The organism is Agrococcus carbonis (genome assembly GCF_900104705.1).
GTDB lineage: Bacteria > Actinomycetota > Actinomycetes > Actinomycetales > Microbacteriaceae > Agrococcus > Agrococcus carbonis.
Window position 1 is genome coordinate 1,436,803 of record NZ_LT629734.1, and the last position, 12,452, is coordinate 1,449,254.

General features: G+C 72.8%; 13 protein-coding genes. 9 read left to right on the top strand and 4 right to left on the bottom strand.

The features are described 5' to 3' along the window. The first annotated feature begins 27 nt into the window (after positions 1 to 27). Positions 28 to 909: a S1 family peptidase gene (locus BLT67_RS06920; protein ID WP_092666337.1), complete on the top strand. Its 882-nt coding sequence runs from the start codon at positions 28 to 30 to the stop codon at positions 907 to 909. Between the two features lie 218 nt (positions 910 to 1,127). Beyond that, positions 1,128 to 2,069 carry a hypothetical protein gene (locus BLT67_RS06925; protein ID WP_092666338.1) on the top strand — a complete coding sequence of 314 codons (942 nt, stop codon included), beginning with the start codon at positions 1,128 to 1,130 and terminating at the stop codon, positions 2,067 to 2,069. A 3-nt stretch (positions 2,070 to 2,072) separates the two neighbouring features. Here BLT67_RS06925 and BLT67_RS06930 read toward each other — a convergent pair whose 3' ends face one another. Further along, on the bottom strand, positions 2,073 to 4,169 hold the full coding sequence (locus BLT67_RS06930; RefSeq protein WP_092666339.1) for a transketolase family protein: 2,097 nt from the start codon (positions 4,167 to 4,169) through the stop codon (positions 2,073 to 2,075). A gap of 53 nt (positions 4,170 to 4,222) precedes the next feature. Between BLT67_RS06930 and BLT67_RS06935 the strand changes: the two genes are divergently transcribed. The 4 genes from BLT67_RS06935 to BLT67_RS06950 all read left to right on the top strand — a co-directional run bounded on the left by BLT67_RS06935 (position 4,223) and on the right by BLT67_RS06950 (position 7,808). Next, complete coding sequence (locus tag BLT67_RS06935; protein ID WP_092666340.1) at positions 4,223 to 5,419, top strand: ROK family transcriptional regulator; 1,197 nt, start codon at positions 4,223 to 4,225, stop codon at positions 5,417 to 5,419. A gap of 107 nt (positions 5,420 to 5,526) precedes the next feature. Next, entirely contained in the window at positions 5,527 to 5,982 is a 456-nt protein-coding gene (locus tag BLT67_RS06940) for a PTS sugar transporter subunit IIA (protein WP_092666341.1), read from the top strand. Positions 5,983 to 6,001: 19 nt separating this feature from the next. Next, positions 6,002 to 6,274, top strand: coding sequence for a PTS sugar transporter subunit IIB (locus BLT67_RS06945; protein ID WP_092666342.1), 273 nt, complete (start codon positions 6,002 to 6,004; stop codon positions 6,272 to 6,274). Positions 6,275 to 6,308: 34 nt separating this feature from the next. Continuing rightward, a complete protein-coding gene (locus tag BLT67_RS06950; RefSeq protein ID WP_092666343.1) occupies positions 6,309 to 7,808 on the top strand; it encodes a PTS ascorbate transporter subunit IIC in 1,500 nt (499 codons plus the stop codon). A gap of 55 nt (positions 7,809 to 7,863) precedes the next feature. On the opposite strand, the gene BLT67_RS06955 is transcribed toward BLT67_RS06950, so the two are convergent. Genes BLT67_RS06955 through BLT67_RS06965 form a run of 3 tightly spaced genes read right to left on the bottom strand, consistent with a single transcriptional unit; the run spans position 7,864 to position 9,842 of the window. Further along, positions 7,864 to 8,094, bottom strand: coding sequence for a helix-turn-helix domain-containing protein (locus tag BLT67_RS06955; RefSeq protein WP_092666344.1), 231 nt, complete (start codon positions 8,092 to 8,094; stop codon positions 7,864 to 7,866). Next, the gene (locus tag BLT67_RS06960; RefSeq protein ID WP_092666345.1) at positions 8,094 to 8,573 is read right to left on the bottom strand and encodes a DUF2975 domain-containing protein; all 480 of its coding nucleotides are present in this window, start codon (positions 8,571 to 8,573) and stop codon (positions 8,094 to 8,096) included. Before BLT67_RS06960 ends, BLT67_RS06955 begins: the two co-directional genes overlap by 1 nt. A 54-nt stretch (positions 8,574 to 8,627) precedes the next feature. Further along, a complete protein-coding gene (locus tag BLT67_RS06965) occupies positions 8,628 to 9,842 on the bottom strand; it encodes a glutaminase (protein WP_092666346.1) in 1,215 nt (404 codons plus the stop codon). A gap of 75 nt (positions 9,843 to 9,917) precedes the next feature. Here BLT67_RS06965 and BLT67_RS06970 point away from each other — a divergent pair, with 75 nt between their 5' ends. From BLT67_RS06970 to BLT67_RS06980, 3 genes are read left to right on the top strand one after another with little or no spacing between them, the layout of a single operon-like run. Next, entirely contained in the window at positions 9,918 to 10,997 is a 1,080-nt protein-coding gene (locus tag BLT67_RS06970) for a DUF998 domain-containing protein (RefSeq protein ID WP_092666347.1), read from the top strand. Next, positions 10,994 to 12,148, top strand: coding sequence for a DUF998 domain-containing protein (locus BLT67_RS06975; RefSeq protein ID WP_157674256.1), 1,155 nt, complete (start codon positions 10,994 to 10,996; stop codon positions 12,146 to 12,148). Before BLT67_RS06970 ends, BLT67_RS06975 begins: the two co-directional genes overlap by 4 nt. After that, the gene (locus tag BLT67_RS06980) at positions 12,145 to 12,366 is read left to right on the top strand and encodes a DUF5302 domain-containing protein (RefSeq protein ID WP_092666349.1); all 222 of its coding nucleotides are present in this window, start codon (positions 12,145 to 12,147) and stop codon (positions 12,364 to 12,366) included. Before BLT67_RS06975 ends, BLT67_RS06980 begins: the two co-directional genes overlap by 4 nt. The last annotated feature ends 86 nt before the right edge of the window (positions 12,367 to 12,452 follow it).

Consider the following 12,452-nt stretch of genomic DNA (forward strand, 5'->3'; position numbering starts at 1 on the left):
ACTTCGCTCATCTCAAGGAGGAGATCCATGCGAAAGCTACTACTGGGGGTCGTCGCCGCTGTGGCGCTGATCCTGGGCGCCGCAGCCCCGGCGTCCGCGATCACCGGCAACTACGTCGAGGACAACGAGCACCCGTACGTCGGGCTCGTCGTGTTCTACGACGAGGCCGGCGAGTTCACGAGCCGGTGCTCCGGCTCGCTGCTGACCCCGACGGTGTTCCTCACCGCCGGGCACTGCACCGACGGCAACACCTCGGCGCGCGTCTACTTCCAGCAGGATGCCGGCGCCAACTACGACCCGGCGACGCAGGTCGACCCCGTCACCGGCTACCCCGAGACGTGTGCTCCGGGCACGCTCGGCGTGCTGTGCGCGACATCCGACGAGCTGTACAACTACGGTTTCGACGACTTCGCGTCCTTCCCCGACACCCACGACGTGGGCATCGTCATCCTCGACCAGCCCATCCAGCTCTCCGAGTACGGGGCCCTCGCGGCGCCCGGGTCGCTCGACCGCCTCGCGACGGCGCGCGGCACCCAGAGCGTGACGTTCACGGCGAGCGGCTACGGCCTGACGAAGAGCAACCCGGTCTCGGTCACGTCGTTCCGCGAGCGCCTCATGGCGTCGGCGAAGCTGACGAACCTGCGGAGCGCCAACACCGACGGCTACAACCTGCAGACGAACGGCAACGGCAACGGCCGCGGCGGCACGTGCTCCGGCGACTCCGGCGGCCCGGTCTTCTACGGCGGCTACGAGTCGAACACGATCGTCGCCGTGACGTCGTTCGGCCTCAACTCGTGGTGCCGCGGCGTCGACTTCTCCTACCGGACGGACCGGCAGGAGGTGCTCGACTGGATCGCGTCGGTCGTGGGACCGGAGGAGTTCTCGCAGATCCGGATCGTGACGATCTGACCACACCCCCGAGCAGACGCTGACGGATGCGGCCGGTCGCCCTTCGGGGTGCCGGCCGCATCCGCCGTCGGGCCAGGTCTGAGTCGGGCCAGGTCTGCTTCGGGCCAGGTCTGCTCTGGCGGGCGCGCTCAAGCGGTGGGATGCTTCGAACCGTCCCGACGCGCGACCCGGCCGGGATCGACGCGGATCGTGACGCCGACTGCCGAGGGGTGGTGGCGATGAGCGACGACGTGCTGCTCGACAACCACGACATCGAGCACGTGATCGAGACGATCGGCCGGAGGCTGCGCGAGCGTCGCGGCGCACCCGCGCCCCATGGTGGGCGCGACCCCGACTGGACGAGCGACGACGGGCGACCCATCGCAACCGTCGTGCGCGAGCACGTCGAGCAGTTCCGCGACTCGATGCGCGGGCTGCCGCTGCGCGACTTCCACGGCACGGTGCTGCAGCGTGTCACCGACGGCGTGCTGGTCACCGGCGTCGAGCACATCGGCTTCCGGAAGCCGCCCGAGCCGCGCGACCTGCGCCACGTGTACGGCCCTGATCGCGACGCCAAGCATGAGCGCCGCTACTACCGCTTCGCGTGGACGGACGGCAGCCCGGGCGGCAGCATCATCTTCGCGAAGGCGCCGCAGATCATCGGGCAGGGGCTGCTGCAGGCCAACGCCTACGCCTACTCCGGCCAGTCGGCGTTCGCGGTGACGGGCGCCGGCATGCTCTTCGTGCCCGAGCACGGTGCCGCGCAGGTCGCCGTGCGGCCCTACCTGCCGTGGCGCACGACCGCGTCGTTCACGCACTCCACGTGGGACGAGGAGCCGGAGGCGACCCGCGCATCCGTCTCGTGCCTGCTCGGGATCCTCGTCGAGAGCTGGAAGGCGGGCGATGCGGCGGTGCGGCAGGAGCAGGATGCGTGGATCACCGCCTACGCCCACACGACGACCGACCTGCTGCACGACGTGCCGGCGGCCGGCACCGCGACGGTCGGCGACGGCCTCGCGACGTCGTTCGTCGCGGTGCCGGGGCGGCGCTACGGGATCTACGTCTACGCGTGGCTCGAGGCGAGCGCATCGCCCCAGGTGCACAAGAACCAGTACCGCTTCTGCACGATCGACGTCGACGCATCCGTGCCGTTCGTCGTCGCCGAGGAGACGCTGCTGTGAGGGTCAGCGCGCGGTGTCGCGCGCCTGCGCGGCGACGACGCTGCGCACCGCCTCGGCGACCGCCATCGCGGTGATCCCCCGCCGCTCGAGGACCGCCGCGCCGGGCCCCGACTCCCCGAAGCGCTCGATCGACACCACGCGGCCGTCGAGCCCGACCCAGCGGTGCCACGCGTCGCCGCGCCCGGCCTCGACGGCGACGCGCGCGCGCAGCGAGGGCGGCAGCACCCGGTCCCGCATCGACTGCTCCTGCTGCTCGAACCATTCCCAGCAGGGCATCGAGACCACGCGCACGGCGATCCCGTCGTCGACGAGCGCTTCCGCTGCCTGGATGGCGACGTGCACCTCGCTGCCGGTCGCGAGGATCGCGGCGCCGCCACCGTCGCCGTGCTGCCACGCGACGTACGCGCCGTCGACCGCAGCAGCGCTCCTCGCTCCCGGCTGAGGGAGCACCGGGACGTCCTGTCGCGAGAGCACCAGGGCGACAGGACCCGCCGGACGCTCGAGGATGCGACGCCACACCGCGGCGACCTCGACCGCATCGGCCGGCCGGATGACGTCCAGCCCCGGGATCGTGCGGAGCGCCGCGATCTGCTCGACCGGCTGATGGGTCGGCCCGTCCTCGCCGACGGCCACCGAATCGTGGGTGTAGACGTGCAGCACGGGCGCCCCCATGAGCGCCTGCAGGCGCACTGCGGGGCGCTGGTAGTCGCTGAACGCGAGGTAGGTCGAGCCGTACGGCCGCCAGAGCCCGTGGAGCGCGATGCCCGTGAGCATCGCGGCCATCGCGTGCTCGCGGATGCCGAAGTGCACGAAGTCGCCCGCGTGCTCGGTCGCGGACGCGGCGCGTCCCGGCAGCGCGACGTTCGTCGACCCCGAGAGATCGGCCGAGCCTCCGAAGAGCCCGCCCCAGCCCTGCAAGAGCGCGAGGACCTGACCGTTGGTCTTCCTCGTCGCGACCGCGGCTCCCTCGGCAGGCAGCTCCATCGCCGCCAGCAGCGCCAGGGGCTCCGCGGCGTCCGGGTGCGCTGCGCCGAGCACAGCGGGTCGCGCGGCGCCGGCCGCGAGCGCGCTCCGGCGGCGCGCCGCCTCCGGGTTCGCTGCAGCCCAGGCCGTGCGGCGCTGCTCCCACTCCGCGTGCAGCGCGGCACCCCGATCGACGGCACCTCGAGCCCACGCGAGAGCGCTCGGCTCGACGAGCGCATCGAGCGGAGCGTCGCCCGCGAAGCCGAGCCCCTCCTTGATCGCCGCCACATCCTCCTCGCCGAAGGCGCCCGCGTGCGCCGCGGACGTGCCGCCGACGAGCTTCGACGGCCAGCCGATCTCCGTGCGCAGCGCGAGGAGCGTCGGCCGGCCGTCCCGGGCGGCGGCATCCCGCAAGGCGCCCTCGAGCGCGTCGAGATCTCTGGAGTCCTCGACGTCGATGACGCGCCAGCCGTAGGCGCGGTAGCGGGCGCGCACATCCTCGCCGAAGGCCAGCTCGGTGCCGCCGTCGATCGTGATGGCGTTGTCGTCCCAGATGAGCACCAGGTTGTCGAGCGCGAGTGTGCCCGCGAGGCTCGACGCCTCCCCCGAGACGCCCTCCTGCAGGCATCCGTCGCCCGCGATGACGTAGACCGTCGGGTCCCAGACCCCTGTGCCGGCGTCGTGCAGCGCGGCATCCCGACGAGCCGCGAGCGCGAGGCCGACAGCGCTCGCGACGCCCTGCCCGAGCGGTCCGGTGGACATCTCGACGCCCGGCGTGTGCCCCAGCTCGGGATGACCGGGCGTGCGGGAGTCGAGCGCCCGGCTCGCCGCGAGGTCTGCGAGCTCGAGGCCGTACCCCGTCAGGTGCAGCTGCACGTAGAGCAGCAGGCTCGCATGCCCGGCCGAGAGCACGAAGCGGTCTCGGCCCTCCCACGCGGGATCCGCCGGATCGTGCCGGAGCACGCGCTGGAACAGCACGTGGGCGAGCGGCGCGAGCGCCATCGCCGTGCCCGCATGGCCATGGCCCTTCGACTGCACGACGTGCGCCGGGATCGCGGTCGCCGAGGCGAGCGCGCGCAGCTCCGCGTCGCTCACGCGACGCTCGTCGGGCAGGATGTCGGTGGCGTCGTTGACCATAGCGGCCACTTTCGTATACTTCTATCCAAAAGTCAACGGAGCCAGGAGGCGCAATGGCGCAGCAGCCGCGGCCGAAGCCAGGCGCGACCGGCTCGGGGGTCGTCCTCGACCTCATCCGCTCCGGGGCCGCGACGACCCGCAGCGCCCTGATCGAGCAGCTCGGCTGGTCGCGGGTCACGCTCGCCAAGCGGCTCGATGAGCTGCTCGCGGCCGGGATCATCGTGCAGGCCGGGCTCGAGGACAGCGGTGGCGGCAGGCCCGCGAGCGCGTTCGCGGTGGCGAAGGACGCTGGGCTGCTGCTCGCCATGGACATCGGCGGCTCGCACACGCGCGTCGGCGTCACCGACCTCGTGAGCACGGTGCTGTGCGAGAGCGAGGCGGACATCGGGCTGTACGACGGCCCCGACGACATCTTCGCCTGGGCGATGCAGGTGTTCGAGCATCTGCTGCTCGGCCTCGGCGGATCCTTCGCCGACGTGCGCGGCATCGGCATCGGCGTGCCGGGCCCCGTCGACAGCGAGACGGGCACGCTCGGCAGCCCGCAGCTCGACCCCCGCTGGGATGACGTGCGCATCGCCGACTTCCTGGGTCCGCTGCCGCACGGAGTCGTCGTGACCGTCGACCGCGACGCGAACATCCTGGCCATCGGGGAGGCCCGCCTGGCATGGCCGGAGCACCGCGACCTCGTCGTCGTCAAGGCCGGCATCGGCGTCGGCTGCGCGCTCGTGCTCGACGGCTCGATCCACCGCGGGAGCCGGGGAGGCTCCGGCCAGCTCAGCGCGCCGCTGCGCACCGCCTTGAGCGAGCCGCTCCGCCGGCTGGAGACGGTCGCCTCCGGCGGCACGATCCGCGAGCAGCTCGCTCGTGACGAGCGGGAGCGCCACGGGGTCCGCATCCGGACGAGCGCCGACATCGTCGCGCTCGTCGCCGACGGGGACAGCGAGGCGGTCGCCGCCATCGAGGAGGCGGGAGAGGAGATCGGCTACACCATCGCCGATGTCGTCGGCCTCCTGAACCCCTCCGCGGTGGTGATCGGCGGCAACCTCGCCGAGGCAGGCGACCGCTTCGTCGGAGCGATCCGCCGGTCGCTCTTCCGCGCGGGCCACGCCTTCTCCAAGCAGGGACTCGTGGTCGAGCGCGCGCGCCTCGGCAATCGCGCCGGCGTCCGCGGAGCCTCCCTGCTGGCGCAGGACGCGCTGTTCGAGGCCGCGCGCATCAGCGAGCTGACGCGCGGCACGCCGTCGAGCTGACCGCGCGGCGCGCCGATGGCTTGCCGCACTTCCGCTCAACACTGTGCAAAAGTCGTCGCGTCTGCACTAGGCTCCCTGCAGAACGGACCAGCGACGAAGGAGTCGAGGTGAACCTGGCGGATTCCCTGCCCGAGGAGGCGATCCAGGTCGGCGCCCGCGCCGACGACTGGAGGGATGCGGTGCGCCTGGCGGGAGACCGGCTGGTCGCCACCGGAGTCGCCACCGAGGCGTACACCGACGAGATGATCGCCGCGATCGATGCCCACGGCCCGTACGTCGTCATCGCACCCGGCTTCGCGCTCGCGCACTCGCGACCATCGCCCGCGGTCCGGCGCACCGGCATCAGCTGGGTTTCCTTCGCCGAGCCGGTGCCCTTCGGCCACGCCGTGAACGATCCGGTGCGGCTCGTCGTGGGACTCGCCGCCACCGACCACGATGGGCACATCGAGATGATGGCCGCGCTGGCCGGCGTGCTCGCCGAGCCCGCCGTGCTCGAGGAGCTCAGCGCGGCCACGAGCCCTGCAGGCGTGCGGGCGATCCTGTCGCGCGCGTCCGGATCATGATCGAACGAGAGGACCAGCCATGAAGATCGTCGCTGTCTGCGGCATGGGGATCGGCACCTCGGTGCTGCTGAAGATGAACGCCGAGAAGGCGCTGCGCACGCTCGGGGTGGATGCGGACGTCGAGGCCGCGGACATCGGCGTCGCGCGCGGCGTCGCGCGCACCGCCGACATGGTGCTCACCTCCCAGGACCTCGCGGACGAGATCGGCGATGTGCCCGCGTCGGTCGTCGTCATCAACAACTTCACCGACGTGCAAGAGATCACCGACAAGATCCAGGCCCAGCTGGGCTGACCAGCAGTCCCCCACCCCCGGAAGGAGCACCACAATGGAGTGGTTCGTCGACATCCTCAACTTCATCGGGCAGCAGATCCTCAACGTGCCCGCCTACCTGATCGGCCTCATCACCGCGATCGGCCTCATCGCACTCGGCCGCTCCGCCGGGCAGGTCATCGGCGGTGGCCTCAAGGCGGCGCTCGGCTTCCTCATCCTCGGCGCGGGCGCCGGCGTGGTCGTCGGCTCGCTCACCCCGCTCGGCGACCTCATCCTTGCCGTCACGGGGGCGCAGGGCGTGATCCCGACGAACGAGGTGATCACCGCGATCGCGTCGGAGCAGTACGGCGCCACGAGCGCGTACGTGCTCGTGCTCGGCTTCCTCGTGATGCTCGCACTCGCGCGCTTCACCCCGCTGCGGTACATCTTCCTGACCGGTCACCACATGGTCTTCATGTCGCTGCTGCTCTCCGTCGTGCTGACGGTCGGCTTCGGCGAGGACCTCAGCTGGCTCGTCGTGCTGGTCGGGGCGCTCCTGCTCGGCGTGATCATGGTGGTGATGCCGGCATTCGCGCAGCCTTGGATGCGCAAGATCACCGGCGACGACACGATCGCCATGGGCCACTTCGGCACGCTCGGCTACATCGCGGCGGGCGCCGCCGGCCAGGTCACCGGGCCGCGCAGCCGATCGACCGAGGAGATCCGCTTCCCGCAGGGCCTGAAGTTCCTGCGCGACTCGATGGTCGCGACCGCCCTCTCGATGGTGCTGATCTACGAGGTGTTCGTGGTCTGGGGCCTCGTGTCGATGCCGGAGACGACGATCGAGATCTTCGGCAGCGCCGACGCGGGCTCCGCAGTGATGGCCGGACTCATGCAGGCGCTGATGTTCGGCGTCGGCGTCGCGGTGATCCTGTACGGCGTCCGCACCGTGCTGGGTGAGCTGGTCCCCGCCTTCCAGGGCATCGCCGAGAAGGTCGTGCCGGGCGCCAAGCCCGCCCTCGACGTGCCGATCGTCTTCCCCTACGCCGCCAACGCCGTCCTCATCGGCTTCCTCGCCTCGTTCGCCGGCGGGCTCGTGTCCCTCGGGCTCATCGCGATCTGGCTGAACCCCGCCTTCGGGCTCGCGCTCATCCTGCCCGGCATGGTGCCCCACTTCTTCACGGGCGGTGGCGCCGGCGTCTTCGGCAACGCCACCGGCGGCCGGGTCGGCGCGGCGGTCGGCGGCTTCGTCAACGGCGTGATCATCACGATCCTGCCCGCGCTGCTGCTGCTCGTGCTCGGCGAGTTCGGCTTCGCGAACACGACGTTCGGCGACGCGGACTTCGGATGGTTCGGCACGCTGATCGGCCTCGGCCTCCTGGGCGGCGTCGTGCCGGGCGTCATCGTCTCGATCCTGATCGCGGTGGTGCTCGTGGTGGCCGCGTCGGTCTACCAGAAGCGCGTGGTCGACCGCGGCTGGGTGCCCGGCGCCAAGCGTGACGCCTACCTGGCTCAGCAGGCGGCCGCCAAGGCGGATGCTGAGGCCTCGGCGAAGCAGCCGGAGACCCGCGCCTGACGGATGCCCCACCGACCGAGAGGTCTCGCACCGCATCGGTGCGGGACCTCTCGCGTCACGTGGAGCTGCGGTCGCCCTCCTCGTCGGGCACCCACTCGAGCAGGTCGCCCGGCTGGCACTCGAGCACGCGGCACATCGCGTCGAGGGTGGAGAAGCGCACCGCCTTCGCGCGGCCGTTCTTGAGCACCGCGACGTTCGCGGGCGTGAGGCCGACCCGCTCGGCGAACTCCCCGACGCTCAGCTTGCGCTTCGCGAGCTCGACGTCGATGCGCACGACGATCGGCATCAGATGACCTCGTCGAGCTCGGCGCGATAGGCGGTCGCCTGCCGCAGCAGCCCGCGCATCACGAGCATGAGCAGCACCGGCAGCGCCGAGAGCACCACCATGCCGAACAGCGCCATCGGCACGCCGGGATCGCGGAGCGCCGGGGTGACGAAGATCACCGCAGCGACCGCGAGCGCCCCGCCCGCGAACAGCACCCACGCGATGCCGAGCGCCCACGCGATCGCATCGACCCAGCGGCGCGACTCCGGGCTGAAGATGCGGTCGCGGCCGACGAGGGTGAGCAGCCGCCAGGTGCAGACGATCACGGCGAGCACGCACAGGATGACGATCGAGAGCACGATCTGCGCGATCACGCGGAAGACGAGCCCCTCGTCGGCGAGCTCGCCCGGCAGCGAGAAGACGAGCACGACGCCGAGCCACAGCGCGGCGGCGACGAGCACGATCCGGAGGAGCAGGAGGACGAGCCGGGAGCGGAGCATGTATCGATGATCGAGCACTATCTATCGAATGTCAATCGATGCGGATGCGTCGCCTCAGTCGTCGAGCACGCCGTCCGGGTCCTCGACCCGCACCTCGTGCCCGTCGCGACGGAGGCGCTCGACGCCCTCCCGCAGCATCCGCCGCCCGACGGCGTTCGCGGAGCCGACGCGCGAGAGGTCGACGACGACGGGGGCGCCGTCATCGGGCACCGCCTCGAGCTCGCGCAGCGCCGCCTCGGCCGCGGCGAAGTGCATGGTGCCCTGCAGCCGCACCTCGCGCAGCCCATCCGCATCGTCGTCGGGCTCGACGAGCCCGTAGAGCACGTGCGCCGCGACCTCGGGCGCGTGCATGAGGTGCAGGCCCATCTCGGTCGAGAGCCGCTCGAACGCGCGCGAGCCGCGCACGCTGTTGCCGAAGCGGTCGAGCCGCGGCGAGAAGGCGCCGATGCCCACCTGCCCCGGCAGGGCGCCGAGCACGCCGCCCGAGACGCCGCTCTTGGCGGGGATGCCGACCGTCGTCATCCAGTCGCCCGCCGCGTCGTACATGCCGCACGTCGCCATGACGCTCAGCACCTGCCGGCACACCCACGCGGGCACCACCTGCTCGCCGGTGACGGGGTTCCGCCCGCCGGCGCCGAGCGTCATCGCCATCACGGCGAGGTCGCGCACGTCGACGAGCGCCGAGCACTGGCGGATGTAGCCGTCGACGGCGTCGTGCGGCTCGTCCTGCAGCTTGCCGCGGGCCCGCACGAGGTAGGCGAGCGCCAGGTTGCGGTCGGCGGTCTCGCGCTCGGAGGCCTCGACCGCCTCGTCGACCTCGAGCTCGCGGCCCGCGAACGTCGAGAGCCCCTCGAGCACGCGGGCGGTGCTCTGCTCGGCCGTCGCGCCGCGCGGGCCGGCGAGTGCGTGCGTCGTGATCGCGCCGATGTTGATCATCGGGTTGCGCGGCCGCCCGTTGTCCTCGAGCGAGATCTCGTTGAACGCATCGCCCGACGGCTCGACGCCCACGTGGTCGAGCACCTCGTCGTAGCCGCGATCGGCGAGCGCGAGCGCGTAGACGAACGGCTTCGAGATCGACTGGATCGTGAAGCGGTGCTCGGCGTCGCCGACCGCGTAGCGCGTGCCGTCGACCGTGCAGAGCGCGAGCGCGAACCGTTCGGGGTCGGCGTCGGCGAGCTCGGGGATGGAGCCCGCGAGCTCCCCGTCGTCGCCGGCGTCGCGGCACTCCTCGAGCACCGCATCGAGCAGGTCGGGCACGGGGCTGCGCATGCGGCGAGGGTATCGGCGCGGCCGGCGGCGCGGCTGGGCGCCGCCGGGTCACCCGATCGTGGTTCCATCGGATGCGTGGAGGCACGCACCGACGACGACGCACGCGGCGACGCGGCCCGGCAGGAGTCGCGGGCTATCGCCGCCGCCTGGGCGAGCTTCGGCGCGGGCCTCGCCGCGGCGCTCATCGCGCTCGCGGGCGGCCCGCGGCCGATCGCCGGCGACGGCTCGGTCGCCGAGCCCGCCGCCGGCATCGCGGCGATCGTCACCGCGGCGGCCTTCGTGCTGAGCACGCTGCTGCACCGCCGAGGCGAGACGGCGCCGATGCCCGGCTGGCAGCGGGCGGTCTCGCACGCCTCGACCGTCGCGCTCACCCTCGCGTTCGCGGCGGTCGCGTACCTCGGCGTGCTCACCGCGGGCGAGATCCTCGCGCAGGGGCTGCAGGGGCTTGAGGCGCCGCTCATCGGCGGGGCGCTGCTCACGGCGCTCCCGAGCGCGGCGGGCGGCTGGCTCGCGTGGCAGGCGGGCGTCGAGCTGCGCACGCGGGACCTCGCGACGCTGCTGTTCGTCTACCTGACGATCGGCACCGTCTTCTCGATGCTCACCGCCGCCGACCCGCGCTGGTGGGAGCGCCACTTCTCGGAGCTCGGCGCCGGCTGGGCCTTCAACGCGACCGTCATCGTCGCCGGGCTGCTCGTCGCGACGATCGGCTCGTACGTCGGCCGCGACCTGCACCGGTGGCTCGGCGACGCGCGGCTGCCCGCGATCGCGGCCGTCGTCGCGCTCTTCGCGGCCACGGGCGCCGCCCTCGCGGGCGTCGGCGCCTTCCCCGTCGCCCGCGCGCCGCTGCTGCATGACATCGCCGCCTTCGGCTCGCTCGGACTCTTCGCGCTCACGGCGGTCGTCGTCACGCTCGTCATGCCGGGGCCGCCGGCGGCGATGCGCTGGACCACGCTCGGCGCCGGCGCCGCGATCGTCGCCGCCCTGCTGCTGTGGCGGCCGGCCGGGATCTACAACGCGGCGGCGCTCGAGGCGATCGCGGTCGGCATCGCGTTCGTCTGGATGACCACCCTCGTGCGCACGCTGAGCGCGTGCGCGCCCGACGCATCCCGCCCCTCGGCCGTGCCGCGCCTGGCGCTGCCCCTGCGCCGCGCATGAGCACGGCAGCAGACCAGGGAGCCCGCGCCCGGCTCGAGCTCGCCGCCGTCGTGACCGCGGGCGTCGCGGGCGTCGCCGCGTTCGCGGTGGGGCTCGCGCTGCTGCAGGGCGGCACCCACCCGATCGGCGGCGCGGGGTCGGTGGCGCGCGTCGCGGCGTTCACGACCGGGTTCGCGGGCGCGGGGTCGTTCGCCGTCGCGCGCGTGCGCTCCGCCGCCCCGCTGCCGACCCTCAGCCGCCGGCTGCGCCGCACGCTCACGGCGGCCGCGACGATCGCGATGGCGCTCGTCGTCTTCGGGCTCGGCTACCTCGCCGCGGTCTCGGCGGGCGAGGTCTTCCAGGCCGGGTTCGTCGGGCTCGAGCTCGACGCCTTCGCGGGCGCCCTGGTCTGCGGCATCGCGGCCGGCGCCGCCGCCTACCTCGCGCATCCGCTCGGCGACGACATCTCGACCCGCACGCTCGCGGTGCTCGTGCCGACGTTCCTCGTGGTGGGGGTGCTCTTCTCGATGCTCACCGCATCCGACGAGCGCTGGTGGCAGGTGCACTTCTCGTCGCTCGGCGCCGGCGGCGGCGTGTCGGGCTTCGCGTTCAACATGACGCTCGTGCTCTCGGGCGTGCTCGTCGCCACGCTGGGCGGCTGCGTGCGCAGCGACCTCGACCTGCTCACGCAGCGCGACGAGCGCGGCGGCGCCGAGTGGGTGGGGCGCCTGCTCGCCGCGATCGGCGCCTGCATGGCGCTCACCGGGCTCGTGCGCGTCGACGTCGCGGAGTGGCTGCACATCGCGTTCGCCTCGAGCATGGTCGTGATCTTCGCGGTGCTCTGCGCTGGCCTGCCGTGGTTCGCGCCGCACCTGCCGCGCGTGGTGCACGTCGCCTCGGCGGCGATGGTCGCGGGCACGGTCGTCGCGCTCGTGCTGTGGGTGCCGGTGGGCTACTACAACTTCACCGGCTTCGAGTTCGCCGCGTGCGGGCTGATCTTCGTGTGGCTCAGCGTCTTCGTGCGGGCGCTCGGGGCGGCCTCCGCCGACCGGGCGGATGCGGCGGGCGGCGCGGGGGCGCGGGGCACGGGAGCAGCGGGCACGGATGCTGCGGGCGGCGCTCGCGCGCCGGGGTCGACATCCGGGGCGGTAGGCGGCAAGGTGGTCGCATGACCGAACACCATCCCGCCGAGGGCGAGCTCGAGACCCCGCAGGACACCCCGGAGGGCACGGAGACGCCCGAGGAGGCGCAGCGCCGCAAGTTCCGCGAGGCGCTCGACAAGAAGAAGCTCGGCCACCACGGCCAGGGCATGAACCCCAATGCCGGCGTGCAGTCCGCCCACACGGGCCCCGCCGTGCAGAAGCGGGTGCACCGACGCAAGAGCGGCTGAGCACTCCCGTCCCTTCGAACGGGCTCGCGCTGCGCGCGGGCCCGTTCGCGTCTCCGCCGGCGGCGGCGGTGCGGTCCCCGATCGCA